The organism is Candidatus Saccharimonadales bacterium, assembly GCA_040903985.1.
In the GTDB taxonomy this organism is placed as follows: Bacteria; Patescibacteriota; Saccharimonadia; order QS-5-54-17; family QS-5-54-17; genus JBBDUI01.
This window is the reverse complement of sequence record JBBDUI010000002.1, coordinates 79,893-106,549: the sequence shown is the minus strand read 5'-3', so window position 1 is coordinate 106,549 and position 26,657 is coordinate 79,893. Positions and strand designations below refer to the sequence as shown.

The following is a 26,657-nucleotide window of genomic DNA, read 5'->3' as shown; positions in this document are numbered from 1 at the left end:
TTATCCTCTATATAATGAGTGGTTCTTAATCCAGCCGTGAACGCTACGGGTGATATTACCATTATCACTACCAGCGGAGTCTTTGGCAACTTCCGGGAGCTCGAAGCCGAAGGTAGAGCCCTCGCCTTCCTTTGACTCGACCCAGATGCGCCCCCCGTGTGCCTCGACGATCGATTTAGACATGTAGAGCCCGAGCCCGGTGCCACGGTGGCTGGTACGCGTACGGTGAGAGCGGTAGAACTTGGTGAAAAGTTTACCGACTGCGTTAGCAGGAATACCGACACCTTGATCGACTATTTCGGTCGTGATACCGGTTTTGCTACGATTGACATTAACTGTAATCTTTTGTCCACGTTTGCTGTATTTGATGGCGTTATCGATCAGGTTAGTGATGACTTCGGTGATGCTGACTTGATCGACGGAAACGTAGAGCTCCTTCGGGTGGGGATTAAGGAGCAGAGACTTTCCTTGGGCGATGGCTTTTTGGTTCAGCTCGGAGGCGACAGTGCGGACGATTTCATTCCATTCATGTGTCTCTCGGTTCATGTTTAGCTCGCCGTGTTCGATGCGAGAGACATGCAGGATGTTGTTAATCGAGCCAGATAGCTGGGTAGCCGAAACCTCGAGCTTGCGAATGAACTCGCGGTGTTCGGGTGCTAGCTGTGGCCCAACCTCTTCTTCCAATATTTCTAAGTAACCTTTAATGATGGTCACCGGGGTGCGCAGTTCGTGAGCGGCGAGCGCGACGAAGTCGACCTTCATATCCTCCACCCGGCGTTCTTCAGTACGATTATGAAATGTTACTAGTAGGCGTACACCGTTTGGATCGGCACCGATGTAGAGGGCGTCGATGTCGAGAGTCAGCTCCTCCCCTTCTCGGTTAGTGAAGGTGACGTTCTCCCAGGAGGTTTGCTGCATATCGGTGTCCTGACACTGGTCGAACCACTCGCTTAAGATGAGCTGCTTCTGGCGAATGAGCGGCAGGACAGTATTAACCGGTTGACCGGCTACGGCCTTGATATTAAGTCCAGTGATGTTACTAGCCGCCTTATTGAAAAGAATAATGCGTTTGTCACTATCCAGGGCGAACACTCCGTCGCTAATCGAGTTAAGTATCATACGCAACCTGTTAGCCTCAGCGGCCATTACTTCGGTCTCAGCCTGAGTACGGGAGACGAACTCCTGAAGCTTACTGGTAATGGTGTCGAGAGCTGTGCTGATCTGACCGAAAACTCCGGGCAGGGTTCCAGCTCGAGTCGAGAGATTGCCAGCTGCTACCTTCTCGATATCGGCTGAAAGCTGGCTGAGCGGTCGGCTCAGACTGCAGTAGAGTGCCCAGCTGAATAGAAATGCAGTGAGCAGCGGCAGTAGCAGCACTAGACTTAGATTAGTGAGTTCTGTCATCTCTAGGATTATCCAGAGCAGTAACAGCGGTAGGAGATGGGTCAGTAGGATAAGAGCGAGGAGTCGTCGATGCCAGCTCATTCGACCGTTAACGTTCTACCGCTGGGTAGTATACTGAACCAGCTTTTGCCGCGGTTAAGCTTAATCTCGGCGCCCTCTCCATCCAGCAGTTCGATGCGGTCGTTATAGCTGCTCTGGCGCCAGCGAATATTACGAGAGGTACCATCTTTAAATAGTACTGCGTCACCGCTACCGATGGTGTCCATTTCTACATATTGGCCGTTCTGGCGCGAAGGCATCTTGATAATGATTACATTCTTAGTCTCTATTGCCTCACCGGTCTCGCGGTCGATATGCGGGCTACCGGCTAGGTAACGGCTATAACTGTTATTTTCAGCCTGGTAGTGAAACTGGGCCTGATAGAGAGAACTAGAGAAATCGACCGTAATGCGGGTGGCGACCGGCTCGGCAGCCGGAGCATCATCGCTGCGGGGAATCTTCTTAAACGAGCTCGGCTTGTAACCACGGCTTTTCTGTAGGGCGCGTAAACTACTGATAGAAGTGTACATATTGTGGGGGGCTACGCGATCGTTACTACGGTAGTAGGCGTCGCCGTTACTGAATTGATTCAGACTCTTAGCGCCACGCTGCGCAGCTAGCTGTAATGCCTGAGCGCTACCTCCGACATGGGCAAACGGTGCATCGAAACCCATGATCCAATCGAGGAAGGGCGGACGTAGACTACGGACTGGCCCGATCTTACCGGGGTTTTGCTGCTGGAAGAAGGCTAAGAAACGAGTGATACCCCCTTCAGTTACGGCCTCAAAGACGATGTCGGCAGCATTTAGGGCCGACTGGGGTCGTGCGTTGGGTGAGTTCTCGATTATGACGGCCGTAACCGGCTGTCGGGCTATGTCGGGCGTGACCTCAATTCCAGTTAGCGGTGCTGCCTCAGTAATAGGAGCTTCTTCCTGACTACTAGTGTTACGGTCGATGCGATTGCCGTTTGACTCTGGCTTGAGCTGTAGCGCCCAGGCACTGCCAGCGACCACCAGTATGACGAGGGTGGCTACGAGAGGCTTCCAGTGTTTTTTGAGAAATCTTTTGAAGTTGGTGAGCTTAGACATAGCGTTGGTATATACTTTGGTTAAATTGATTGGCTCTACCCGATATTCTCTCAGGATTTAGGCGATTTATCTAGGGCTAAGCGTAAGTTGATTAAGCGGCAATAGCGCGCTCTAGTCGACTAATAGTAGTGTCGCGACCCAGCACGTGCAGAGTCTCGAATAAGCCGGGTGCTACCGGACTACCCGTGATGGCTTGACGAAGTACCATGAAGAGTTTACCGGGCTTGAGTTCGAGTGTGGCTGCTAGCCCACGCAGTTTGCTCTCTAGGTCGGCTTCAGTGAAGTCACTTTGGACTAGTAGTTCATGCGCCTGTTTCAGCCAGTCGATTGCCTCGACAGCGAAGGATGGCGGGGCAGTCGGTTCGGTAAAGAAAAAGCTAGTGAGCTCTGGCAGCTCGCTGAAAAATTTCAGCCGTTCGTGCACAAGGGCGAGTACCTGGCGCCGATAATCATCATCGTACTTCTGCGCTCCTTCTGGCCAGAAGCTTTGCGTGTGTGGGTAGAGTTCAGCCAGAGAGAGTCGGCGGATGTGAGCTCCGTTAAGGTAATTGAGCCGCTCTAAATCAAATCGGGCTGGCGCTTTCTGTAGGCGCTCGAGAGTGAACATCTCTAGAAGTTCAGCGGTGGTATATATTTCTTGCACCGTGCCGTCATTCCAGCCTAGGGTGGCTAGGAAGTTGTTAAGTGCATCGGGCAGATAGCCGAGTTTACGGTATTCCAGCAGCGGCAGTGAGCCGTCGCGTTTAGATAGCTTCTTGCCTCCGGTTGCTCCAAGTACTAAGGGCATAGTAGCGTTAATTGGCGCTTCCCAGCCGAAGGCTTCATATAAGGAGAGATACTTCGGGATCGAAGAGATATACTCTTCGCCACGGAGAACGTGACTGATATTCATTAGGTGGTCATCGACAACATTGGCGAAGTTGTAGGTCGGGTAACCGTCGGATTTTAAGATAACGAAGTCGTCTAGCGCCTCGGCTCCGGCGCTCAGCTCACCGCGGACGGCATCTGTCCAGGCATAGCTCTTAAGCTGGGGTACCTTAAAGCGTAACGGCATCCCTTCTTTCCATTTGGGTGGCGATTCCGGACGAAAATTCCGGAAGAGGAAGGCTTTTTTTTCTATCTGAGACTGCCGGCGGAACTGTTCGACTTCGGCGGGTGTGAAGGGGTCGGCGTAGGCTAGATCGCGGGCGATTAGCTCCTCCGCGTATTTACGGTAGTGCTCCAGACGTTCGGACTGTCTGTACGGACCGTACTCCCCTCCTTTATCTGGTCCTTCGTCCCATTCGATGCCGAGCCAGCGCAGCGATTCATAGATATAGTCGGTCGCTTCCTTGACCTCACGGGCCTTATCGGTGTCTTCGATGCGGAGAATGAAGTCGCCACTGTTACGACGGGCGAATAACCAGGCAAAAAGTGCAGTTCGTACTCCACCAGGGTGCTGAAGACCGGTTGGGCTGGGGGCATAACGGACGCGAATGTTGGCTTTATTCATATTTACTAGTGTAAGGGAGAACTATTTTAAAGTCTAAACTATAAACTAAGCAAGGCTTAAGCGGATGTGAGCGTTATACCTTTAAGATCGGACCAGTAAAGTGATATCCGTCCTGTTTCAGGACAGCCCGCTGATCTCGTTTTAGTATTTGGTGCGCTCGGATGGAGATTCCCCTGCCTCCGCCCAGCACTCTTTTCTCAAATGCATTAACTATAACTGGGCTAGCGGTTATGCCAGCGAAGGTATTGTGGAGTGCATCAGCCATGGTGCGATAGGCAATACCAAACACTACCGGATATCCACCAGCATCGATAGCACCTGGTTCATACTGGGCTAGTGTTTCCTCTCGTTCCGTCCAAGGGGCTATTTCAGGAGCCAGCACGTCTCGCAAACGTTCGGCAGCACTCTCAATTATATTTTCATCCTGAGTATTGAGGGCATGCTTGAAGCCTTCTAGCTCGCTAATACGTGTGCCCAGACGGGCGATATATTCGCTGACGTGCGACTCTCTGCTCTCACTATTTGGACTAGTCTGCTCACCGATACTCATTTATATATCCTACATCTCTCTTGAAATCTCTAAGATTATAGTAGCACACAAATAAGTCTATTTAACCACTGCTTTAAATCCGAGTGAAGCGGCTTTTTGTTGCAAATACTCGTCGGCAGTAACACCGTAACATTTCGTTAGAAGGTCAGCTAGCTTACGGTTAAGTGTACTTACAGCTTTATTCTCTATCGCTTTAACTTCCTGCTTGCCAATTAGTTTATTAGGTTGCAGGTCATAGGCAATCGATTGGATGTCAGGCGGTACACCGCTAAGATAGTTCTTGATACTAGGAGTTATCTGTCACTGCTGGATAGAAAATACTCTCTAGCGGTATGAAATCGATCAATATCATCATTGTATTATTCGCACAAAATCAGGTAGTTCCTATGAGGCGTAGCGGTGGAGTCGACTTAATCTGTCAAAGCCGAGTACTTCCATGGTAAAAGCGTCAATTAAGTCCGTTTCATGGTAAAGGTTGTTGAATACGCTATTGATGGCTTGCTCTAATCCATCGATTAGGGCTGAGGGAGCTATTGGGGTGGCCCACTCATCTTCTTTTACTTGATGACCTAGGGCCTCTTCTAGCTCAAACCAGGTGCTTAGTTCCGGACTCAAGCTCTGGCGTAGTCGAGCGGCAACCTCGGTAATAGCATCGGGATCGCCCCCATCAAGCGCCATTCGTAAGCCAGACAACTCCCGGCGACGTAGTTCGAGCCGGTCATCTTCTCCTTGGTCTTGCGTAAATTCCGGTTGCGGGTAGCTGGTAACTGCTTTTTCTATATCACTCATAGCCTTAACTCCCTAATGGTTGTTAGGGCTATAGTAGCACATAAACTTTAGATATTAACAAATAAGCTAAAAGTAGCTTAGAGACTGCTCGCCATCTTGATGATGTCACCGGACTCGAGTGGGGTTTCACTTTCGATTTCATATAACATACCGCTGTTCACCCAAGCGGCGTGACGGTCGTCATAGGTATAAATAGTCAGACCATTCTGGCGGTAGGTATCATAAGTACTGGCTGAGAGTTTGACGTGGTTTTCCAGCAAACTGCGGGAGTCCCAGCGGGTCGTGCTTTGGGTCAGGGTGATGCCTTTGTCTTCCTGGCCACGGAAGGTAATGGTCAACTGACCAGGGTTGTAGGATACCGGGCCGTCGAAGCCGTATCCCTGTGGGAGGTAGCCAGGCAGGCGAGCTTCGATATTAGCCCGATTAGCAGCTACGCGCACGGCGATGTTGGGGTAGTTTAGGTAAGTGACATAACCAGTCAGCAAAAGCATGCTGAGTGCAATCGCCCCGGTTCGCCAGAGACGTCCACCAAAGAGATTGTGGAGCCGGTGACGAGGCTTATTTGCAGTATTATCTGGCTGGGCAGGTATGGCCTCTTCATTTGGAGTTGCACGAGATCTTTCGGCAATTTCCTTCAGGCTGTAGGTTTGATGGGGCTGCATCGGGGTGGCAGGAAGAGCAGGTGCGGCTGGTACTGGCGCCGGCGGCATTACTGATTCGGAAGTGGTAGTAGGATTACTCGATTTGGGATTACCGGCCGGTTGCCAACTAGAACGGGCTCGGGGTACGTCCGGTGCTGGGGTAGCTGCGGCTGGTTGAGCTGGTGTCAATTCAGAGGTTTGGGAGCGGCTGAGTCCAGCTATCGATGTATTGGTCGCAGCAGCTGCTTTCGGTGGTTTGGGTGTGGCAGTAACAGTTGGCATAACAGCTGGGGTGGGTGGTTGTGCTGGTGCTTGGCTGAGATCGAGTAGATGGTCGCTACCGACTTTAGGCGGTAGCGACGGCGGTTTAATCTGAGATTGAAAAGCTTGCAGACGATTAGCGGCGTCGACACCACAGTCTGCGCAGAAGACTCGCCCGTGGATGGAGCTAAAGTTCGTCTGCTGACAGGTAGTGCATTTCATGGGCGTTTAATCCGCTTATGTTTATGTCGATTATCTCCATGATACGCTTTTGACCCTGATTTTGTAAATTGGTAAATCTGCCAAATAAACTGCGGAATCGCCCACTGGCGTTTAATTCGGCTCGGCTCTAACAGCAAACGCCACAGCCACTCCACGCCGAGTTTTTGCCATATGCGTGGGGCTTTCCGGCGCTGTCCGCCGAAGAGCTGATAGTCGAAAGTCCCTCCTTCCCCGATTAAGACACCGTGTTGTAGCTGGGGCAGTAGACGGGCGATAAGCTCTTCCTGACGGGGGAAGCCGAGGCCGATCAGAACTATATCCGGCTTGAGCTCTTGTAATGCTGCTAATAAGCGGCTTTCTAAGTGGGGTGAGAAGTGACCACTCTCGTCCCGTCCCGGTAGAGTACCAATGATATTAAGTTCGGGTATGGCAGCTCCTAGAGTCTTCTGTGTGTGTTTGATATCTCCATACAGGGGTGAGCCTACTAAGTACACGCTCCGGTTGTGTACCGCTGCCGCTTCCAGGAGAGGCCAGGTAAAGTTAGTGCCAGCGAATCTATCCGGCAGTACTTGATGGAGACGAGCCGGTCGAAGGACGATGTCGCTAAGTGTTTTTAACAGCTGCCAAAGTGTTCCCTTCGTGGTTTGATAGTAGGCGGCCCACTGTAGCGCCACCCCGTCAGGCAGGCAGAGCCAAGCTGAATTAAGCAAGTTAGCGTGGTCGCCTCGGAAGAACTCGACGTAGGGCTTGACGACGAAGCTGGCTCCAGGTTGATCACTGCGCTGGATGATCTTATTGATGGCACTTTCTATCGTGATGGCATCGATGTTCACTCCCAGGATGGTGACTCTCACGTTATTCGACATCAGAGTGGCGTTCTACGGTTGCGATGATGGCGTCGTGGAATTGGCGGTAACTGAACTGATCAGCCCGAGCGTGAAGATCACTTAACTTAAATTCTTGAGTCTCGGCTTTAAGGACCGCTTCGTTTAAGGCGCGAGCAGTCTGTTCAGTGAAGAAGATACCAGTCTGCCCTTCTATTACCGTTTCGGTAGCACCTCCAGCCGCGTAAGCAATAACCGCTGTACCGGCAGCCATGGCGTCCACAGGAGCGATACCAAAGTCTTCGATGTTAGGAAAGATCAGGCCTCGGGCTTTAGCTAGTAAGTGAGTTCGCTCCTCTTCTGTGACATAGCCGGTAAACTCGATGTTTTCAGCTGCTAGCGCTTCGAGTCGGGTACGGTCGGGCCCGTCGCCGATAACTTTGAGCGGTTTACCCGAGATGTTGAAGGCTTCGATCGCGAGATCGATCTTCTTGTATGGTGTTAGCATGCCTAAGGTTACGTAATAATCATCTTTATCGGCTTGGTGTGGAGTGCTGTCAACTGGCGGGTAGACAATCTCCGAGCTACGTCGGTAGTACTTCTGAATGCGGGCTTGGGTGGTCTTGGAGTTAGCAATAAAGTGGTCGACCCGGGCGGCCCCGGCGTAGTCCCACAGGCGCAAGCGACCGACCATGCGTCTAATGGCGGCACGGCGGAGTGGTCCGACCTGTTGTTCATTAAGGTACATAGGCCAGTAATCCCAGGCAAAACGCATCGGTGAATGGCAATAGCTTATGTGTATGGTTCCTTCATGCGTTATGATGTTTTTGCTGAAGGCACAGGAGGAAGAGATGACGACATCAAAGTCAGAGAAGTCCCAAGCTTCGATAGCGCTGGGTATGAGCGGCAGTAGGTAGCGGCTGCGCTGTTTGAGGAAGTCTGGGGCGGACTGCAAGAAACTGGTCCTGATGCGCTCTTCCGGGTAGTTAAACCGTTCCGGGTTATAGATCATGGTATAGATTGGGGCCTCGGGAAAGATGGTGGCCAGCTGGTCTAATACTTGCTCGGCACCGCCAGCTTTCTGATTAAGCCAGTCATGGACTAAGGCGACTTTCATCGTCTACTTTCCAGGTCTAGGGGTGGGTTTAGTCTACTCATGAATTGCTCGCTTTGCTGTCAATTCTACCTTATCCGTACTGCGTTTGTCATAAATACCGGGGCTCATGTGGAGGAACCGAGTAGGCTTTTCTGGTACTCGGCTAGATCACCTAAGGCGATACCCGCGCCGTTAACGACGCAGAGTTCCGGGTCTTCGGCTACGATAATAGGCACGTTGATCACTTTAATTAAGAGTTTATCAATGTCCTGTAGACGAGCCCCCCCGCCAGTAAGGATAATGCCCCGGTCGATAATATCGCTGACTAGTTCGGGCGGGGTCTGCTCGATGACACTTCGGATACTAAAGACAATCTTTTCCAGTACGTCCTGCACCGTATCGATGATTTCGAGATCCGAGATAGCAATCGTCTTCGGCAAACCGCCGATGATATCGCGACCCCGCACCTTCATAGTGTGCTTCTCCTCATCGGCAATTGCTCGACCGATAGTGTGTTTAATCGTCTCAGCAGTGCGCTCGCCGATCGAGAGGTTGTGTGTCTTGCGTAAGTACTCAGAAATAGCGGCATCGATTTTGTTCCCCCCTACCCGCACGCTAGCTTGAGCTACTACGCCACCGAGCGAGATTACGGCAATCTCACTGGTGCCGCCGCCGATATCGATTATCATGTTACCTTGTGGTGCGGTGATCGGTACACCAGCACCTAGGGCGGCTGCTACCGGTTCGTTAATGACGTAGGCGTTACGGGCTCCGGCTGCTAGGGTAGCGTCGATGACAGCCTTGCGCTCGGTCGAGGTGGCACCGGCCGGGATACTGATCATGACGTCGGGCTTGACCAGGCGCCACTGGCCGATAGCTTGGTTAATGTAATGTTTTAGCATCTCTCGTGTGATACGGAAATCAGCTATGACGCCGTCTCGTAACGGACGATGTGATATCAAGGCCTCCGGAGTACGTCCGAGCATATCTTCGGCCGCTGCACCGATAGCGACAATCGAGTTGTCGTCACTGTTGATCGCGACCACACTAGGCTCGTTAACCACTATCCCCTTCCCTGGCACAAAGACCAGCGTATTGACGGTACCGAGATCGATGGCTATACGTTTAGCAAACATAGCTTTAGTATCGGGTATTGGTTAACAACTATCAAGCAGAACTACCCTCGGTGTGCTTAGGGGTGATGCCCCCGTTCGATAGCAGCTTTGGTATACTATGTCTCAGTGAAGCAACGAATTATTCATATCAGCAAACCGCTGGGATATCTCATCCTAATGTTACTCATTATTCTTGGCACGATCGGTCTCGTGGCTTACGGACAAGGCTACATGTACGATCGGGAGTCTGGAGAATTCACGACCGGTGGTTTAGCTCTAATAGATTCGACGCCAGATGAGGCCGATCTTTGGGTAGATGGCCAACAGGTAGATAGTACGCCTGAGCGTTTGCGTCTTGCTCCAGGTGAGTACACATTCGGCTTGTTCCTTGATGGTTATCGTCCATGGGAGAAGCGGGTCGAGGTGCTTGCTGGTGAGGTTTTAGACGTTGAATACCCGCTTTTAATTCCTAATACGGTCGGAACTACTCCGATTGCGAACTTGCGACAGCCGCGCTTGATACATCAGTCGAACGATCAGCGCTTGGTAGCGGTCGTCGAAGCTGCTCCGCAGGAACAAGTGCGTATGTTTCGTAGTGGTGGCTCCGGGCTAACCACCATATTCACCCTGCCCGAGACGAGTGAAGCAGTGATCACAGCTATCGAATGGTCCACTGACGGTAGTCGGCTGTTAGTTACAACCGAAGGTGCTAATGCTGAGCGTTTTTTGGTATTAGTTGAGGGTGAGGGCACACCACTTGCGTTAAATGAACTTCTCGGAGCTGGGGCTACTAGCTTCGACTTTTCGACTGATTCGGAGACACTCTATGCCCTAACCGCTGGAGATTTAGTTGCGCTAGATATTACCTCAGAGCAAGTCACGCCAGTAGCTAAGGATGTCAGTGCATATTACTTGCAGGGCGACGAGCTGTATTTAGTTCAGACCCACAGTAGCGGTACCCGTATCATCCACTTAGTTGAGGGTGAAAGCCGGACGGTACACGAACTAGATAGTAACGATAGCTACACACTTGATTTGACCGTCTATAACGATGATAAGGTGTTGATTTTACATAATCGTACCCGTGAGCAAGTAACCTTACTATCTGATGTAGATAGCCAGGTTCGGACACGTACCCTGCCTCTGCGGGCGGCTGCTCAAATATATCTTAATCCCAGTCGCCGTTTTCTAGTAATGCAGAATCAAGCCCAGTTTCTAACTTACGACTTCAATCACGGTGAACTGTATGCCTTTGAACTGGAAACAGCTCCCACCGCAGCCCTCAGCTGGTATGATGACTGGCATCTACTAGCCAGCTTAGCCGGTAGCGCGGTGCTGTTGGAGTTTGACGGTAAACACCAGGAACAGTTAGCCCTTGCTGAGGCTTTCGGGGTTAGTGGTAGTCGTCGTGAGCGGATGGTTTATTCGATCGGGAAGAACGCTCTAACCGGTCGTTTCATGTTGCAACGTTCGGCGCTAGAATAGATCGCCGAGAAAATCGAAGAAGCCACCGCCGGAATCACTGGGTAGGCTTTCAACCGTCGTGTCCGTTTGCGGAGCAGAAGCCTTATTCTCCGTCGGATCAGGGCTGATCTGTCGGGCTTTAACGACGAGGCGTTGCCAGCTGGTTCCGGGTGGCGTACAGGTAATTAAGGTCAGTGTTGGTTCATCGGTCTGCCGTAGTACACTGACATCGTCTGGGCTGACAACTACTTTCGATTCGACTTCGTAGACATAGCGCACCCCGTCATAGTGGAGGACTATTTGATCGCCCGCCTCCATCTTATCTAATAGGATGAAAGCAAACTTATATTTGCCACTATCCCACCAGTTGTGTGAGGAGTGGCCAACTATAACGTTGTTACCGATTTCACCCGGAAGAGCTGTCGTACCGTAATGCACTACTCCCCTTTCTAGGCCTTTCTGTACGGCTGCTTCATCGAAAGTTTTGACGTCGTAGACGACCGGAATATCGACATTAATGCGGGGGATAAGAATTTTATTCTCCTCTCCTGCCGGAGCTAGAGCGTTTACGTCACCGATTGGCGCATCCACCCCACCACTGGGTGTGGTTAAGTACTGGACCTGACCGAGGATGACCTGAGAGTTAAAAATAGTGAAAGCGATAATACCAATTACGGCTGCAGAGATAAGCGGCTTAAAGTTAGCTTTCTTTAATTTATCGGTTATTTGAGTGGCCTTTAATTTTGCCTTCTCAATCGGTGCAGTGGTAGCTACGACCGGCTGAGTATGATCAGCTGGTGGTGGTACTGCGGCGGTAGGCGGGCCGGGCAGTTCAAAGGTAGCCCCAGCGGCGTCCGGGCTAGTCTGCTGGACTGGTGCGACAGTAGTGTTAGTTGGCGCGGGCGGGTCAGGAGTTGGCGGCGGTACAGGCGAACTCGGTGGTGCTATGGGTAGGCTGGTTCCTTCAGGGATGGGGGGCGACGTATTAGGATTAGATCGGTCTACTGGTGGGTTCATCGGTAACGTATCAGGGCTCGGATGAGTCTCTGGCTGCGGCTGGGGGTCGGCTACTGGTAGCGTACTGGATACCACTGGATTCGCTGCCTCTACCGGCTGTGGCGGGTAAGGATCTACCTGCGGGGTAGGATTAGTTGGGGCTACCGGAGGAGAGGGCTCGGTTAACGGTTGTGCAGCCGGCTCGGCCCTGTTCGGTACAGAACTATAGGCGGATTCTGGTACTGATTCGTTGGGTGTGAATACGGTCTGAGGTGAGGTCGTAGGTGCTGCATCCGCTAGGCTTACTCCTTCTCCGGCGGGAAAGAGTGGTGGTGCGGGGCTGGTTGGTGGCGGGGTGAAGACAGGTCGTTGGGCATTGTTGAAGCGTGGTTTCTGCGGCGTGTCGTGGTAGTGTTGTTGCTCATTATTTCCGGTCGGTAGTGAAGTGGACTCCCCTCTTGCGGTTCGTGGACTCTCCTCCCGTCGCTTAAAGGTCTGGATACCCGGCAATGAACCGGGGGTTACTGGAGGTAGCGATGCAGGTGCGTCTGAAGTGCTGCCGGCTACGGAAGGCTGGTTAGGTGGTGTTGGATTGTTATTAATGGTGGGAAGTTGGAAAGTCTGTACGGAATCGGAAGCTTCATGAGGGTTGGCCGGCGGCGTATTAGATGGTGGTGTGGCCGCCTCTATAGCATTTGTATCGGCCGGTAGCTGTTCAGTTGCTGCTTGATGAGCGGCTGCAACGGCCTGACGAGCAGCCTCTAGACTATCAGGTGCAGGGTTAGGTGTAGCCGCACTATCTGGCTGCACTGGGTTTGGGACAGTGCTAGGAGGTAGATTCTGGGCGATACCATCACCATCGGGTGTTGGTTGTGGTTGGTGGGGTTGTGGCCAATTATCCACGGTCGATTTCATCCATAACTATTATAGTAAAATTACTCCGGTAATTACTCAAGTGCCCACCCCTGTTATCTTACTTTGAAAGAGTTGCAACTTGTCTAAATGGTCACTAGAACAGGCAAAATCTGTCTAGGTACGGTATTATTCATAGTGTGGCTGTGGCGTGGTAGCAGAAGCCAAGTAACGGACCTCTAAATATGTGAAGCCGGAGTGGCGGAATTGGTAGACGCGCCGGACTCAAAATCCGGTGAGAGTTACATCTCGTGAGAGTTCAAGTCTCTCCTCCGGCACCACATGAGTAGAGTATCTCTCTTATGCATATAGGGGTAACTTTAAAATAAGGCACGACATAGCGTGTAGTGCTGGTAGTACTAGAGAGGACGTGGGTGGGTAGCTTGCCAGATTCCACTAGTAGCTGCTTGGAAGCGGTCAGTGTGCTGCAGGCAGAATACTGTGATGGCGGCTAGTACGGCGCTTAACGTGGCATCATTGGTCGGGGTTACGCTTATCTCCCCACCATAGTTAGCGATAATCTGCTGCGGGGTGTAGGAGATAAGGAGTTGATCACCTAGTTCACCTAGCGCAGTCAGGAGCTCAATTTCTTTGTGTAGGTCCGGTGTCTTGACGTAAATCGGAACGTGCAGCGCTTTAGCCCAGCGCGAGAGCTGCAGTGGAGTGGCAACGAAGCCCGCAATATTTGCAATAGCATGAGGAACGGGGAGTAGCTGTTCGATGACCTCTCCACTGGTAAAGATGTGGCTCTTAGTGTTAGTGACTAATGATTCTAGGAAGCTGGTCGTTTCGTTGTTGTTTGATAGCTCGCCAGGTAGAAGCACGCCATCGTGCTCGTTGGCCATTACGATGGCCTCTTCTGCCGCACTGCTAGCAAATGAGCCTGAGGGTGTACTGGGCAGGAAGACCCCGTTCTCCATGGCGCCAACCATACTACGCAATGAGTCGGGTAGTACCAATCGGGCAGTACCGACACCGAAGGCCTGGACTAAAGTGTAGACGGCCTGCAGGCCGCTGAACTGTTGACCATGGCCACCGAGCATGAGTAATGATCCAGCTGCACGTTTGTTTATGGGTTTGTTCCAAAATATATCCGGAAAGAGCGGCTCGCTGGTTTGCTTGAGGTAATCAGCCACGACGAAGCGCTCGCAGGCGGTCGACATTAGCCTGATCAGGGCCACTACCATCTAGACCAGGTACTTCCAGGATGCCGGCGGTGCTACTGAGTCGTTCGTCGTTGATAATGGCTGTAAAGGCCTCACTGCCGATATAGCCGTCTCCGATATTTTCGTGACGGTCTTTTCGACTGGTGAATTCGGCTTTCGAATCATTCAGGTGCATGACAGCCAGGCGGTCAAGTCCGATGATGCTATCGAACTCTTGCATTAGTGTTTGCCATTCGGATTCTCCTCGTAGATCGTAACCGGCGGTAAAGGCGTGCGCTGTATCGAGGCAGATCTTCAATCGGGGATGGTTATCGCAAGCTTCAATTATGGCGGCTAATTCTTCAAAGCTGTTACCAATATTGCCGCCAGCACCGGCTGAGTTCTCTAAGATTACTTGCGCCTTAGTATCACTAGCTAGGACCTTATTTAAACTGGCGGCGATGCGCGGCAATGCCTGCTCGAAACCTAATCCTTTATGAGAGCCGAGATGGGTTACGGCACCACGACAACCTAGGGTATCGCAGTTGGTAAGTGCGGTGATGAAGGCATCAACCGATTTTGCTCGGTGCTCAGTATCTGGCGCTCCGTAGCTAGTAAGGTACATCACGTGGACGAAAGCCTGAGCGATATTGTGCTGGCGCATATTGGCCTGGAACGCTTCACCTTGCTCGCTGGAAAAGATAGTTTTGCGCCACATCCGAGGACTGCCAGCAAATATCTGTAGCGCCTCACCGGTTTCTTTAGCGGCTCGTTCCGGTGCCTGCTCTACTCCCCCGCTGGATGATACGTGTAGACCGATTAACATATACTAATAAGTATAACGCGTTGGGGGCGTTATACTGAAATTTTGGCTTTCGGATGAGCGGTAGCGGTACTCATTACTATTACTTATACCGTTTTGAGTGGAAGACTTACTACCCTTGTGTCTCCGCCTAGCTCTTTACCCGGTACCTATAAGTCTATACGCTGGTTATGTATGAAAACCGTCGCCGGCAGTCAGTATCATGATCGTACACAGCGCGTCCTAGAAATCGCAACCGGGGCGATGTCCTGGTCTTTTTTTATCATAGTGATCGTGGTGAGTTACTTTTCGATCGTTACGGCCGCTTATATACTGATCGGCTATACGCTGTGGTGGCTGACCAAGATATTTGGCTATAGTAACCGTCTAATTCGTGCTTACTGGCGGATGCGGCTCAGCCGTCGGGTTGACTGGCAACTACGGCTGATGGATTTGAATGATACAGAGCTCGCCTTGGAGCGTTTACAGCTGCGGCTGAGTAAGGCTAAGAATTGGCGCGAGCGACAGGTTATAAAATACTATAGTAAGTATCTGGTGTCGGCGCATAAAGCTAGAGATACGATCATGCCACCGGAAGATATCTACCATGCAGTAATTATTGCGATCTATAACGAAGATGCTGAGATATTAGCTTCGACCGTGCAGGCCGTGATCGATAGTAACTACGATGCACATAAGATGATACTAATCATCGCCCACGAGGCACGGGGTGGGGCTGAGACGGCAGCGGCCGCGCGGGCTTTAGCAGCTCAGCACGCGCCAATCTTTAAAACCGCGGTTGCGATCGAGCATCCAGCCGATATGCCGGGTGAAGCCAAGGCTAAGGCCGGTAATATCACCTATGCTGCGCGCTGGCTGACCGGCTATATCGAGGAGCAGGCGATTAATCCCGAGCAAGTGATGGTGACGACACTTGATGTCGATAACCGTCCCAGTCCGAATTATTTTGCTGAGGCAGCCTACTGCTATGCCATCACACCGAACCGGACACATAACTCTTACCAACCGATTCCGATGTTCTTTAACAACATCTGGGACGCTCCGGCTCTGATGCGGGTCATCGCGGTCAGTAATAGCTTCTGGGTGTTGATGGAGGCGCTACGACCCCACCGTTTGCGTAACTTCTCGGCTCATGCCCAGAGCTTGCAAACCCTTATCGATGTTGACTACTGGAATGTCGCTTCGATCGTCGAGGATGGACATCAGTACTGGCGCACCTATTTCGCCTACAAGGGCGAGCATAAAGTCTTACCTATATTCAGTCCGATTTATCAGGATGCTGTATTGGTTGAAGGTTACTGGCGCACCTTTAAGGCGCAGTTTTATCAGCTACGTCGCTGGGCCTGGGGGGTGGCCGATACTCCGTTCGTCCTACGCCGTTCATTTCATGAGCCGGAGATACCTCTCTCTAGTCGAATCGTGCATAACTTTCGGCAGATCGAGGGCTATCTCAGTTGGGTTGTCGCCCCGATCATTCTGGCGGGCGGTGGCTGGCTGCCGCTACTGATTAATGTTGAGGCATCGGATTCGATTTTAGCCGTGCAGTTACCGACCATCGTCAGCTTGATCCAAACCGGGGCTTTAATCGGTCTCCTAGCACCAATTGCAAGCAGTCTGATGAGTCTGCCGCCGCGGCCGGATCGTTACGGTCCGCTGCGTAGCGTGATGATGGTGCTACAGTGGGCTTTTGTGCCGGTCACCTTGATAGTCTTCGGTAGTATGGCTGCTCTGAATGCTCAGACTCGGCTGCTATTTGGTAAGTATCTCGAAGCATTTAACGTGACTGAGAAGAAGCGGATTGCCCGTCCCGACGATACTAGAAATTAGCTATAACTAAAGCCAAGATCGCACTAAATATCCATCCAAAGTCAAAAAAACTTGTAATAAATTTTTTGACGATCGTCAAAAAAGTCAGTACAAAACAGCAGTAGTCTAAATTTAAATCTTGGTTTTAGATTTCAGGTTGGTTGAAGATGGCTTGGACAGTGTGCCAGAGGGTCGGGTCGTCAAATTTCTGGAGACGCCAGTACCACCACTCTCCACCCCAGAGATAGATTTTCGGTGTGCCGATTCGTTCGGCATAGTTGACGTTAGCGCGCAGCTTATCCGGGTCCATACTGGCGGCCTGTTCGGCTAGGGACAGGTTAACGGTAGCCTGTCTACCCCACGGCTCGGTCTGTAGCTCGTGGATGTAGGTTTTGCGGCAGTGGATGAGCTGGATTGCCCAGGCGCGTAGCCGGTGCCATTCGGCTGGGACGAATGAATAGTTCCAATAGATCTGTCTTCCCCCCAATTCGAAGTATGCTTGGCGATAGATTGACATGGCATACTCGTCGGCGAGCGGTGGCTGTAGTGGTATACCGTATTGATTACTGACACTAATAGTGATGGGTGTATCCGGATCAGCAGCCGTTACCGTCGCGTATTCTTGTCGCAGCAATCCGTTATTGAAAGGAGGGCACCGACCGAAGCTAGCGTTAGCAGCCTCGTTTTCCAAATGGTACCCCTCTAGCCTTGGCTGGTCAGCGTAACGATCAGTCACAGTGTGGAGATATTTGAGCAGAGCCATTTCATACTCAGTGTTTGATAGTTGTTTGGCCCACTCGGGTACATGACACTCCGGCCAACGTGGCTGTCTTTGACCAATGGCGAGCAGCACCTCTACCTCGTAGCGTTCGGCTAGATCGAATTGTTGATCCAGTTCAGTGAAGTCGTAACGGTCACGGTCACGTTCGTGTCGGTCCCAGTAGCTCATCAGACGTACATGGGCTGGTTTTAGCTCACTCAGAATAGCTTCTAGGGTCTCGTTCGGGTCGAGACCTAGCTCTTCGGCATATTTCGCACTGAAGGTGACGCCATACTCTGGAGTCGAGTGAGGGATGAAGCGTACGACTAGAAAAGCTATACCGAGACTCAGCGAGAGTGCGCCACAGCTATAGAGTAGGCGGCGAGAGGTAGAACGGGAAAGCTTCATGAGATCATTATATACGTTATATACGGTATCGGATTCAATTGTGCTGATACTGAAACATATCTATAGTGAGACATATGAATACAGCAGACTCTCAGTCGCGAGATTTTCTCTGGGGTGCCGCAACGGCTGCCCATCAGATCGAGGGCCATCAACGCAACAACTGGACCGAATGGGAAAAAGATCACATCGAGGATTGGATGGCGACGGCCGAGAGCCGCTATGGTGATATACCGGCTTGGCCCAAAGTGAAGACACAGGCTGAGGAGAGGTCTAACTATATAAATGGTTTGGCTTGCGATCACTTCCGCCGCTACCCCGAGGATATTGCGTTGATGCAGGAGCTTGAGTTAAACAGCTTTCGTTTCTCGATCGAGTGGTCGCGTATTGAGCCGAAACCAGGCAAGTTTGATAAGGCGGCAGTTGAGCACTACCGTCAGGTACTGCTTGCCCTACACGAGGCCGGCATTACACCGTTCGTTAGCCTGCACCACTTCAGCGATCCGACCTGGCTGGAAGCGGCCGGGGGCTGGCATGGTCGAGAGTTCCCAGAGCTGTTTGCGCGCTATGCAAGATATGTGAGCACGGAACTAGGCGATTTAGTTGAATTCTGGGCTACCTTTAATGAACCAGAGAGCTATCTCATCTCCCGCTACTTAGGCTCTCCTCTTTGGCCCGGCTGGCCGCATCAGGAGAAGAGTTTTCTGAAGTATCTACTGGCACGGCGCCGTTTCGTGGCAGCCCATAAGGCGGCTTATAGGGTAATGAAACGGCAGCGGCCGCTAGCCCAGATCGGCTTTACGCACAGCATCGTTCTGTTTGAAGCTGGCAACTGGTGGCTCAAGCCGGTAGCCTGGGCGCTGGACTATAACGGTGGTAGCGGTAAGTTTCGTCATACCAAAGGTGCCCAAGATTTTCTAGGTGTACAGTACTATACTCGGGCTCATTTTCGCGCGCGAGTAGCCCGTCTGCGTCAGTGGGAGGTGCCGGCTCCGGCCGAGCAACGGAGTGATTTTGGCTGGGAGATCTACCCCGAAGGGCTGTATAAGATTACCCAGAAACTAAAGCGCTACGGCCTACCGATGTATATAACGGAGAACGGCATCGCCGATGCCGAGGATAAACGCCGAGCCGATTTTATTACTCGCCATGTAGCGGCCATGCAGCGCTCGATGGCAGATGGAGCCGATATCCGGGGTTATTTCTACTGGTCGTTGCTAGATAACTATGAGTGGTCGACCGGTTACTGGCCTCGTTTTGGATTAGTGCAAGTAGATCGTCAGGATCAGAAACGCACCATTCGCACCAGTGCCTACGTCTATCGCGATATAATTCGGAAAAATTAGTCCGCTTAAATGAAAACGGAGCGCCCGTCAGCCGCAGTCAGACTGCAGTGACGAGCGCTCCGGTGAGCGAGAGGATGATCTAGAAGGTGGAAATGGACGGCGTCCGGTCACCCCAGTGATACCCGACGTGGGCATAGGGGTAGTCGCGCTTGCCGTCAGTGAGCCCGAGATAGAGCCAGCCGGCCAAGAGGGCGATCGCCAACACGGTGATGCCATTGACTCGCTCGAACAGCGCCGGAGCGCGGCTGAGCAAGTAGTAGGTGAATACCGGGTAGACGAACCAGTCGTGCCACAGCTTGGTTGGAGAGTTAAGCTCCCTCGAGCTGTAGTTGTCACGATCGGCCTCGTGAAAGATCAGTCCGGCAATCACCCCAACCAGCAGGGAGAACAAGTTCCACCATCTCTGGTGAAACCAGTGATCGCCTGCCGGTAACCGATTGACCGCTAGCGCGATACAGGCGGCTATTCCGGGCAGCAGTAGCAGATCTCCCCAGAAGAACGAACGGTACTGGCTGCGAGGCGGCCAGAGCGAACGGTGCTCGAAGAGACGCGCGATCAGCTGCATCGGAATCCAGCTGATTCCCAGCGCCACCCCGAAGGCGACTACTGGTCCGAACTGGTACGCGAGTGGAAGTACGAAGACAGCTATCAGAGCGATCACGCTCTGACCGATTACGAATCTACGCATCCTGATCATCCTATCTGTCGAAGAACTTTCCCACCGCCGAATGGCCGTGAAATTGACACTATAATACAATAATATAGGTAATATTGCAATAGGGCAAAGCCCCTTATACACGGTTCGTCGCTACTGGTATACTGTTTACTGCATGAAAATTCTACTCGTAAGTGAAAGTTACTGGCCGAATTACGATGGTGGCGCCCTGTTCGAGCGACGCCTAGTCCAGGATTTAAACCGTCGCGGTCTATCTACTAGTGTGTGGGCACCGGGTAGTAAGCTGAGTTCGTATACTGAACAGGACGGTGACTATACCATCTACCGCGAGAAGTCTCTCACTTTTTTTGCTAACCGAGGCTATCGTGTCAGCTACTGGCCGTTTTGGCACGGTCGAGAGATCATCAAACAGACCCAACCGGATGTTATCCACATTCACATGGCTAGCTTCATCGGCTGGTCGGCGCTTTTCTGGGCGCGTCGGTATAAGATTCCGGTAGTAGCTACTAATCACTTCATGCCGGAAAACGCCTATCTAAACTTAACTCTGCTGAAACTATTTAAAGAGTCGTTTTCTCGTCTCTGTTGGCGTTATCTGGTGTGGTTTCATAATAAGGCCGATTTCGTCACCTCCCCTACTCCGACCGCCGTCGCTCTACTGCAGCGGCATGGCCTCGATCAAGCCGCCCAAGCGGTGACGAATGGCGTCGATGCGGAGACTTTCCGGTCGGGAATCGATACCGCCAAGGTAGTAAAAGAGTTTAGCCTGCCTCAGGATCGGCCGCTCTTACTCTACTTAGGACGAGTGGACGGCGAGAAGCGACTAGATGTCTTAATCGAGGCTATGGCTCATATAATTAAGCAGACTCCCGCCCACTTAGTTATAGCCGGCCGGGGTAAGGCCGCCGATAGTTTGCAGAGACAAACGGCAGAGCTAGGCTTAAGTGAGGATATAACTTTCACAGGTTTTGTGGCGGAAGCAGATAAGGCGGCCCTATATAATGCGGCTGATAGCTTTATCATCACCTCTCCGGCAGAGCTGCAAAGTATCGTGACACTAGAGGCGATGGCTTGCGGCCTACCTGTGATAGCAGCCGACATTGCTGCCTTACGCGAATTAGCTCGCCCGGGTGAGAACGGTATCCTGCTGGCAGATCTAGAGCCGAGGGTTATAGCTTCCCAGGTGATCGATCTACTAGGTAACCCGCAGCGCCTAAAAAGCTACGGGGCGGCTTCTCGCCAGATTGTGGAGCGCGAACACTCGCACGAGATCATGCTGAACGCCTATGTAGCGATTTATCAAAAGCTGGTAATCCAATAATGCGCATCGGCATCTTTACTGACACCTACCACCCGACCATTAACGGCATCACTTTTGTAGTCGATGAGACGAAGCGTGAGCTGGAGGCGCTGGGACACGAAGTGTTCGTAGTAGCCCCGGGCATTAAGATAAAACGAGTAGTCTATGACGAAGCAAGTCGCATCTTGCGCATACCGGCTATAAAAGACGTTTTTTTCGAGGACCAGATGACTAGCTTCTTCTTCCCGCCCAAGCAGGTCAAGCGAATTCGCGAGCTCCAGCTCGATGTGATTGAGTTTACTACTCCAGGGCAGATTGGCATGCTAGGTGTATATGCTGCACTGAAGAATGATACGCCCTTAGTGGCAATGTACTGTACCGATTTATATGAATATATTCGGCACTACCCACGGGTGGTGCCGGCTGTGATTGCCCAGGTGATGGGCTCTCCACTTACTTTAGGGGCTAAAGCTCCGGAACTGCGTAAACTTCTAACCTCACTCTCCCAGCGTGATGAGACAGAGCACTGGACGCAGAAATTAGTGGCTGAGATGCTAACCGTACTGCATAACCGCTGTCAGGCAGTTGTATCTCCCTCACGCAAGGTAGCCGCTCAGCTGCGCGCTTGGAAGACTACTGCCCCGATTCACGTCATCCCGACCGGTATCACTCCGCTTGGTACTGATCAGGCTGCAATCGATAAGTTTCGGAAACGCTGGGGGTTAGGTGCGAAAGATAAAATAATATTAAATGTCGGCCGTCTAGGCAGTGAGAAGAACCTAGAGTTGGCAATTCGGGCGTTCGACCAGATTAAGCTGCGAGTGCCGGAGGCTAAACTGATCCTGGTCGGAGACAGTAATCAGCACGTACCCTTGCTCAAAGAGTTAGCCGCCGAGCAGACTCACGCGCAAGACATCATATTCACCGGTAAGATAGCACGGTCAGAGCTTGGCGCCGCTTATGCCAGTGGCGACGTCTTCGTCTTTCCTTCTCTGACCGATACACAGGGCCTAGTACTACATGAAGCGACTCAGCTCGGTTTGCCGTTAGTGATTTGTGATCCCGAAGTGACCGAAGTGTTGCAGGATGGCGTGAATGGCTATTTTGCTCACAATGACGTGGACGATTTTGCGCAAAAGGTGGCCGACATTATATCTAATCCGGTGCTAAGTAAAACGATGGGTGCGGAGAGCCGCCGGATAGTCGCGCATTACACTGCCGCCGCTCAGGCGCAGAAGCTGCTCGAAGTACTCGAAGAAGCTACTATTACGGTGTTAGATAAGAAGTAGCTCGGATGTGGTTTATTTGAAATATTTCTAGATAATGTTCATGCTTGTTATTTTCTATTCTGCCGTGATTAGGATAACTACAATAAAAACAGTTAAAACAGGCAAAAAGTCAGCGTTGAAGTGTATTTTTCACCTGGTCGCTTGAAATACATCGAGCTAGTAGCGAACCCACGACACCATATTTATAGATCTATAAACTTAAAAGGAGTTCGTAATGGGCAACGCTATACCAGGGTGGGTAGAGCGAAAGATTAAAAGTTTAACTAAGGCGATCCACACACTAGCGGTCGCTTCTCTAGTGTTTGCGAGTACTCTCGCTCTTGTGCCAGTGTCTGTATCGGCTACCGATCACTGTGATATCAGAGTTGGTGGAGGACAAGATTACGAGACTATCCAAGCTGCTATTGACGCTGTTACCACAGATGATAGAGCAGTGTGCGTAGAAGCTGGTAACTATGACGAGGATATTCTAATCAACCAGAATGGCCTAACTTTAGAATCGTTAACTGAAGGCGATGCTATTATCGAGGGGGAAATTCGTGTATTTGATGCAAATAATGTAACCATCGACGGCTTTGAGATAGTTGGCAGCTCAGACGTAATCGATCGTGGTATCGGCTCGGCGCGAAGTGACGGTTTGACTATTAGTAACAACACAATTGCCGGATTTAATACTGGAGTTTCTCTGCAGTTTGCTGGTACAGCTCCTACTAATGTATCGATTGTCGGTAACGTCTTCATCGATAATGAAGCAGGTATAGGTAGTACTGATGGAGTTGAAGGACTGCTAATTTCCAGCAATACCTTTATTAATAACAATGAAGGTATTGGTCTAGGTGTTGACGTTACATTACTTAGTGGCGGAGACTTGACGAGCTTACTTAACTCTAATAGTTTCGAGTTTGAAGAAGACACTCAGTGGGCGATTGGTGACTATCGCAATAGTCCCTTACTTAAGTTCGCTGCAGATGGTGCGTTTTTAGTTCATGACGGTGATACTCTTCAAGATGTAGTTAACTTAGCACCTGCAGATTCAACTGTTAGAGTTGGTGCCGGTACTTATGCTCCAGTTGGCACTTCTTTTGGTGGTAATTCAGGGCTAACAATCGAGGCTGTTACCAGCTTAAGCCCGACAATTATAGGTAATACTGGGCGTCTAGTTGATCTACGCGCCGATGGTACTACTTTGCGGGGATTCAGAATCGAAAGTACTGCAGTTGGTTCTAATGTAGGTGTCTCTGTATCAGGTATAGGAGTAACGGTTGAGTCTAACCGCATCGTTAACACTTTGACGGGTATTCAGACCACCACTCAATATTCCGTAGGTAGTGCTCTAATTTCAGGAAATGATATAGATGCTAGACATGGTATAAGCCTACAGAACAGTGGTAATACTGTTAGTGATAATGATGTGACTGCTACAGATGAAGGTCTTGGTGTCGGCTCTACCTCTTGGGTAGTTGTCGACAACAACATCGTTGACAATGAATTTAACATCGCTTCGGGCGGGATAGCCGCTAAAGCTTACACGAGCGCAGACTATGAACCAATTATAGATGGTTCAGATTTCCATGTATCGGCTCTTATAGCTGACAATACTTTCAATAAAGCAATCTACATTCAGGGTGGCAACGGAACATGTACTGCAGCTACAGTTAAATATTGCACAATCTTCACTACGATCGAGGAGGCTAGCGAGAGTACAACTGACTCAAACGATACTATAGTAGTTGGATCAGGATCACCTACGCCTGGCGGTACTACACCAGGTAATGCTGATTTACCGAGTGATATTAACCACATAGCATTTAGTGACAATACCTCGCTCGATTTAAGTAGCCAGGTAGTGGATGGACCTGCCGATACACTTAGTGTTAACGGGGTAGATATAGTCGTTGAGCGGCGGGTACAATTAAACTCCTTAGGCTCTGTGCCAATTGAGATTAGAAGTAGTGCATCTACAGTGTCGAATGTACTCGTAACGATACCAGATGATACAACTATATCGGCCCCATCTAGCTGGAACGGAGAACTATCTCCACCTCGCGCAGATACTAATGTAGCTGCTCCGAGCGGCTTTACGTTTAACGGTACGGCCTTAAAAGTCGGCTCTGATAGTGCAACATTGATATTCGACAAGATAGTTACTGTCGTTCTCGAAGGCGTGGAAGCAAACAATGTGGGCTACGCAGTTGATGGTGGATGGGAGATGATCTCTAAGTGTAATGGTGTTAATCCTTTGGCGTATGGTGAATGTTATGAGATTGTCGATGGCAATACCGAGATCCTGACATGGCATTTCACCACTTTCGCAGCCCTAAGTGCAGATCCGGCAGTGGAAGATGATGACGATACCGACACAGAAGAGCCAGCTCAGCAAACTAGTACCAACACTGGTGTTACAGCTGACTCTGAAGGTGAAGTATTAGGTGCACAGGACGATAACGATATAATTGCACAGAGTCAGGACGACGGTGAAGTACTCCAGGCTACGGATGAGAACGAGACAGAAGCTGAAGTCGATCTGGTAGCAGACAGCGATATGAGCCTATGGTGGTGGCTGTTAATCTTGCTACTCATCATGAGTTTCGCCTACTACTTTTACTCCAGCCGGAAGCAAGCCGACCGTTACTAAGGACGCGAGATAAACGAACTGTCCTTAATATAGAATCGTAGTGGTTCACTGGCCGCTTTAGTGATGCCGATGCGGGTGGTAGTGACGATGCTTGTCGGGGTTACCGTACCCGTCTCAATGAGCTGCAGGGGCGGTCGGGTTAGGTCGTGGCCGTTTAGTTCGAGAGTGATACCGAGAGCTTGAGCTAGCTTACCCGGCCCACTGCCGAGCTGACGGATGCCGTCAGCAGTATCTAGCACTACACGGGGCAGTTTACGATTTCGAGCCATAGCTTCAAGTCCCTCTAGCGGTTCGATGGCTCGGATTAACACCCCAGCCCCCTCCCCTGCTTCGCCGGCAGTGACGTTAAGACAGTGGTGCATACCGTAGGCGTGTCCAGCCGGACCGAACATCGTTTGGTTGCGCTTACTAGGACCGTGGAAAGTGTGGGCGGCCGGATCTGATTGATGATAGGCCTCAGTCTCGACGATTCGCGCGGCCAGCACCGTAGTGCCCTGGCTACGTACGAGCGTCTGTCCTAGCAGGAGTTGAGCCGCCTGGGCGGTCGGTAGTTGAGTTAAGGATTGATACAAACTCATACCTCTATGGTACAAGAATATAGCGTTTGGTGTAGCCAGATCTTAACTAGGCTGTGTCCGCCGTCTCGAGGCTACGACTAGCTATTTTTAGGCGACGAAATTCATTTCTGGCGGCTTGGCGGCGAAGTAGAGTTTTCGCATCTTCTTTTAGTTTTTGCAACGCATCTCGGGAGCGATATGCAGCTACAATCGTTCTTGCATCGATCTCCCCCTCTGCGGCCACACTGATGATGCGGTTAAACATAAAACTGCGGCGCTCCTCTAGATCCCAGAGCGGCCCCCAGTTTTCGGGCGGATAAAGCGCCTGCATCTCCTCACGTAACTCATCGGGCAAATCGGGCCGGTCGAGATCGCAGTTAGGGCTTATGCGCTCGATAGTGTCCGTACCCTCGTGTTCTTTTACATCGTCCCAGCTCGTAAATCGCAGGCCGTTTTTTTCATGCATCCGTATATCTCCACTAAATTGTCTATACTATACAACACTAAATGCAGTGTGTAAACGAGAGGCGGATCGCAATGATTAGTGGTACTGACTACTTCTTCTTTTTTCCTTCAATCTTGACGGTTTGCGGCTTCGGTAGTTCCTTAAACGGTACGTTCACTTCTAGTACACCGTTGTCGAAGTTGGCCATAATCTTATCGGCTTCGACATTTTTCGGCAGACCGATCCGGCGGTAGTAGCTGCTGGAGCTTTCTCGCAGGATGTACTTACGCTTCTCATCCTGCTCCTTTCGTTCCTGGCGGTCGGCCCGGATGATGAGCGCGCCGTTCTCGATTTGCAACTCGACGTCGTCTTGCTCATAGCCCGGCAGGTGCGCTTCGACGATGAGCTTGTCTTCATCCTCGTTCATGTAGACATCGGCTGTAGGTGTAGTCAGCCCTGACCTCGCGGTTGAAGTTAATGACTCGTCAAATAGCTTATTGAGCTGGTTTTGCATCTCTTCCAACTCTTTAAAGGGGTTGTTATAACGAATAAGTGCCATAGTGGTACCTCCTTATAA

General features: G+C 51.1%; 23 protein-coding genes and 1 tRNA gene. 7 read left to right on the top strand and 17 right to left on the bottom strand.

Translation table 11 applies throughout. The annotated features are described in order from the left end of the window. From WD467_00555 to WD467_00515, 9 genes are all read right to left on the bottom strand, one after another. Positions 1-1,485, bottom strand: coding sequence for an ATP-binding protein (locus WD467_00555; protein ID MEX2452391.1), 1,485 nt, complete (start codon positions 1,483-1,485; stop codon positions 1-3). Next, positions 1,482-2,531 carry a DUF3048 domain-containing protein gene (locus WD467_00550; protein MEX2452390.1) on the bottom strand — a complete coding sequence of 350 codons (1,050 nt, stop codon included), beginning with the start codon at positions 2,529-2,531 and terminating at the stop codon, positions 1,482-1,484. Before WD467_00550 ends, WD467_00555 begins: the two co-directional genes overlap by 4 nt. 91 nt (positions 2,532-2,622) lie before the next feature. Beyond that, positions 2,623-4,023, bottom strand: coding sequence for a glutamate--tRNA ligase (gltX, locus tag WD467_00545; GenBank protein MEX2452389.1), 1,401 nt, complete (start codon positions 4,021-4,023; stop codon positions 2,623-2,625). A 73-nt stretch (positions 4,024-4,096) separates the two neighbouring features. After that, positions 4,097-4,573 (bottom strand): hypothetical protein, encoded by a 477-nt coding sequence (locus WD467_00540; protein MEX2452388.1) that lies wholly within the window; start codon positions 4,571-4,573, stop codon positions 4,097-4,099. A gap of 384 nt (positions 4,574-4,957) precedes the next feature. Continuing rightward, entirely contained in the window at positions 4,958-5,362 is a 405-nt protein-coding gene (locus WD467_00535) for a hypothetical protein (GenBank protein ID MEX2452387.1), read from the bottom strand. Between the two features lie 77 nt (positions 5,363-5,439). Continuing rightward, on the bottom strand, positions 5,440-6,486 hold the full coding sequence (locus WD467_00530; GenBank protein ID MEX2452386.1) for a hypothetical protein: 1,047 nt from the start codon (positions 6,484-6,486) through the stop codon (positions 5,440-5,442). After that, positions 6,483-7,352, bottom strand: coding sequence for a WecB/TagA/CpsF family glycosyltransferase (locus tag WD467_00525; protein ID MEX2452385.1), 870 nt, complete (start codon positions 7,350-7,352; stop codon positions 6,483-6,485). Before WD467_00525 ends, WD467_00530 begins: the two co-directional genes overlap by 4 nt. Continuing rightward, positions 7,342-8,427, bottom strand: coding sequence for a glycosyltransferase (locus WD467_00520; GenBank protein ID MEX2452384.1), 1,086 nt, complete (start codon positions 8,425-8,427; stop codon positions 7,342-7,344). The genes WD467_00525 and WD467_00520 overlap by 11 nt, the downstream gene beginning before the upstream one ends. A 104-nt stretch (positions 8,428-8,531) precedes the next feature. Beyond that, a complete protein-coding gene (locus tag WD467_00515) occupies positions 8,532-9,542 on the bottom strand; it encodes a rod shape-determining protein (protein ID MEX2452383.1) in 1,011 nt (336 codons plus the stop codon). Between the two features lie 105 nt (positions 9,543-9,647). Between WD467_00515 and WD467_00510 the strand changes: the two genes are divergently transcribed. Beyond that, positions 9,648-11,006, top strand: a complete 1,359-nt coding sequence (locus WD467_00510; protein MEX2452382.1) for a PEGA domain-containing protein — start codon at positions 9,648-9,650, stop codon at positions 11,004-11,006. On the opposite strand, the gene WD467_00505 is transcribed toward WD467_00510, so the two are convergent. Continuing rightward, a complete protein-coding gene (locus WD467_00505) occupies positions 10,998-12,896 on the bottom strand; it encodes a sortase (GenBank protein MEX2452381.1) in 1,899 nt (632 codons plus the stop codon). The two genes, WD467_00510 and WD467_00505, sit on opposite strands and share 9 nt — an antisense overlap. A gap of 189 nt (positions 12,897-13,085) precedes the next feature. Between WD467_00505 and WD467_00500 the strand changes: the two genes are divergently transcribed. Beyond that, positions 13,086-13,174, top strand: a tRNA-Leu gene (locus tag WD467_00500). A gap of 78 nt (positions 13,175-13,252) precedes the next feature. Here the strand turns inward: WD467_00500 and WD467_00495 are convergent. Then, complete coding sequence (locus WD467_00495) at positions 13,253-14,056, bottom strand: hypothetical protein (protein ID MEX2452380.1); 804 nt, start codon at positions 14,054-14,056, stop codon at positions 13,253-13,255. Next, positions 14,022-14,864, bottom strand: coding sequence for a deoxyribonuclease IV (locus tag WD467_00490; protein MEX2452379.1), 843 nt, complete (start codon positions 14,862-14,864; stop codon positions 14,022-14,024). The genes WD467_00495 and WD467_00490 overlap by 35 nt, the downstream gene beginning before the upstream one ends. 171 nt (positions 14,865-15,035) lie before the next feature. On the opposite strand from WD467_00490, the gene WD467_00485 reads away from it, so the two are divergent. Further along, on the top strand, positions 15,036-16,688 hold the full coding sequence (locus WD467_00485; GenBank protein ID MEX2452378.1) for a hypothetical protein: 1,653 nt from the start codon (positions 15,036-15,038) through the stop codon (positions 16,686-16,688). A gap of 124 nt (positions 16,689-16,812) precedes the next feature. Here WD467_00485 and WD467_00480 read toward each other — a convergent pair whose 3' ends face one another. Next, the gene (locus WD467_00480; GenBank protein ID MEX2452377.1) at positions 16,813-17,835 is read right to left on the bottom strand and encodes a beta-galactosidase; all 1,023 of its coding nucleotides are present in this window, start codon (positions 17,833-17,835) and stop codon (positions 16,813-16,815) included. Between the two features lie 74 nt (positions 17,836-17,909). On the opposite strand from WD467_00480, the gene WD467_00475 reads away from it, so the two are divergent. Beyond that, complete coding sequence (locus tag WD467_00475) at positions 17,910-19,178, top strand: glycoside hydrolase family 1 protein (protein ID MEX2452376.1); 1,269 nt, start codon at positions 17,910-17,912, stop codon at positions 19,176-19,178. Between the two features lie 79 nt (positions 19,179-19,257). On the opposite strand, the gene WD467_00470 is transcribed toward WD467_00475, so the two are convergent. Beyond that, entirely contained in the window at positions 19,258-19,866 is a 609-nt protein-coding gene (locus tag WD467_00470; GenBank protein MEX2452375.1) for a hypothetical protein, read from the bottom strand. A gap of 142 nt (positions 19,867-20,008) precedes the next feature. Here WD467_00470 and WD467_00465 point away from each other — a divergent pair, with 142 nt between their 5' ends. The 3 genes from WD467_00465 to WD467_00455 all read left to right on the top strand — a co-directional run bounded on the left by WD467_00465 (position 20,009) and on the right by WD467_00455 (position 25,078). Beyond that, entirely contained in the window at positions 20,009-21,175 is a 1,167-nt protein-coding gene (locus tag WD467_00465; protein MEX2452374.1) for a glycosyltransferase, read from the top strand. Continuing rightward, entirely contained in the window at positions 21,175-22,443 is a 1,269-nt protein-coding gene (locus tag WD467_00460) for a glycosyltransferase (GenBank protein ID MEX2452373.1), read from the top strand. Before WD467_00465 ends, WD467_00460 begins: the two co-directional genes overlap by 1 nt. A gap of 214 nt (positions 22,444-22,657) precedes the next feature. After that, on the top strand, positions 22,658-25,078 hold the full coding sequence (locus tag WD467_00455) for a NosD domain-containing protein (protein ID MEX2452372.1): 2,421 nt from the start codon (positions 22,658-22,660) through the stop codon (positions 25,076-25,078). On the opposite strand, the gene WD467_00450 is transcribed toward WD467_00455, so the two are convergent. From WD467_00450 to WD467_00440, 3 genes are all read right to left on the bottom strand, one after another. Continuing rightward, complete coding sequence (locus tag WD467_00450; protein MEX2452371.1) at positions 25,075-25,656, bottom strand: DNA-3-methyladenine glycosylase; 582 nt, start codon at positions 25,654-25,656, stop codon at positions 25,075-25,077. The genes WD467_00455 and WD467_00450 overlap by 4 nt on opposite strands. 46 nt (positions 25,657-25,702) lie before the next feature. Continuing rightward, positions 25,703-26,101, bottom strand: a complete 399-nt coding sequence (locus WD467_00445) for a hypothetical protein (protein MEX2452370.1) — start codon at positions 26,099-26,101, stop codon at positions 25,703-25,705. 88 nt (positions 26,102-26,189) lie between these two features. Continuing rightward, a complete protein-coding gene (locus WD467_00440) occupies positions 26,190-26,639 on the bottom strand; it encodes an Hsp20/alpha crystallin family protein (protein ID MEX2452369.1) in 450 nt (149 codons plus the stop codon). Positions 26,640-26,657 lie beyond the last annotated feature (18 nt).

Excerpts from the sequence above, each read along its gene's own strand:
- WD467_00555 (MEX2452391.1), bottom strand. The coding sequence starts at position 1,485 with ATGAGCTGGCATCGACGACTCCTCGCTCTTATCCTACTGACCCATCTC.
- WD467_00550 (MEX2452390.1), bottom strand. The coding sequence starts at position 2,531 with ATGTCTAAGCTCACCAACTTCAAAAGATTTCTCAAAAAACACTGGAAG.
- gltX (MEX2452389.1), bottom strand. The coding sequence starts at position 4,023 with ATGAATAAAGCCAACATTCGCGTCCGTTATGCCCCCAGCCCAACCGGT.
- WD467_00540 (MEX2452388.1), bottom strand. The coding sequence starts at position 4,573 with ATGAGTATCGGTGAGCAGACTAGTCCAAATAGTGAGAGCAGAGAGTCG.
- WD467_00535 (MEX2452387.1), bottom strand. The coding sequence starts at position 5,362 with ATGAGTGATATAGAAAAAGCAGTTACCAGCTACCCGCAACCGGAATTT.
- WD467_00530 (MEX2452386.1), bottom strand. The coding sequence starts at position 6,486 with ATGAAATGCACTACCTGTCAGCAGACGAACTTTAGCTCCATCCACGGG.
- WD467_00525 (MEX2452385.1), bottom strand. The coding sequence starts at position 7,352 with ATGTCGAATAACGTGAGAGTCACCATCCTGGGAGTGAACATCGATGCC.
- WD467_00520 (MEX2452384.1), bottom strand. The coding sequence starts at position 8,427 with ATGAAAGTCGCCTTAGTCCATGACTGGCTTAATCAGAAAGCTGGCGGT.
- WD467_00515 (MEX2452383.1), bottom strand. The coding sequence starts at position 9,542 with ATGTTTGCTAAACGTATAGCCATCGATCTCGGTACCGTCAATACGCTG.
- WD467_00505 (MEX2452381.1), bottom strand. The coding sequence starts at position 12,896 with ATGAAATCGACCGTGGATAATTGGCCACAACCCCACCAACCACAACCA.
- WD467_00495 (MEX2452380.1), bottom strand. The coding sequence starts at position 14,056 with ATGTCGACCGCCTGCGAGCGCTTCGTCGTGGCTGATTACCTCAAGCAA.
- WD467_00490 (MEX2452379.1), bottom strand. The coding sequence starts at position 14,864 with ATGTTAATCGGTCTACACGTATCATCCAGCGGGGGAGTAGAGCAGGCA.
- WD467_00485 (MEX2452378.1), top strand. The coding sequence starts at position 15,036 with ATGAAAACCGTCGCCGGCAGTCAGTATCATGATCGTACACAGCGCGTC.
- WD467_00480 (MEX2452377.1), bottom strand. The coding sequence starts at position 17,835 with ATGAAGCTTTCCCGTTCTACCTCTCGCCGCCTACTCTATAGCTGTGGC.
- WD467_00475 (MEX2452376.1), top strand. The coding sequence starts at position 17,910 with ATGAATACAGCAGACTCTCAGTCGCGAGATTTTCTCTGGGGTGCCGCA.
- WD467_00470 (MEX2452375.1), bottom strand. The coding sequence starts at position 19,866 with ATGCGTAGATTCGTAATCGGTCAGAGCGTGATCGCTCTGATAGCTGTC.
- WD467_00465 (MEX2452374.1), top strand. The coding sequence starts at position 20,009 with ATGAAAATTCTACTCGTAAGTGAAAGTTACTGGCCGAATTACGATGGT.
- WD467_00460 (MEX2452373.1), top strand. The coding sequence starts at position 21,175 with ATGCGCATCGGCATCTTTACTGACACCTACCACCCGACCATTAACGGC.
- WD467_00455 (MEX2452372.1), top strand. The coding sequence starts at position 22,658 with ATGGGCAACGCTATACCAGGGTGGGTAGAGCGAAAGATTAAAAGTTTA.
- WD467_00450 (MEX2452371.1), bottom strand. The coding sequence starts at position 25,656 with ATGAGTTTGTATCAATCCTTAACTCAACTACCGACCGCCCAGGCGGCT.
- WD467_00445 (MEX2452370.1), bottom strand. The coding sequence starts at position 26,101 with ATGCATGAAAAAAACGGCCTGCGATTTACGAGCTGGGACGATGTAAAA.
- WD467_00440 (MEX2452369.1), bottom strand. The coding sequence starts at position 26,639 with ATGGCACTTATTCGTTATAACAACCCCTTTAAAGAGTTGGAAGAGATG.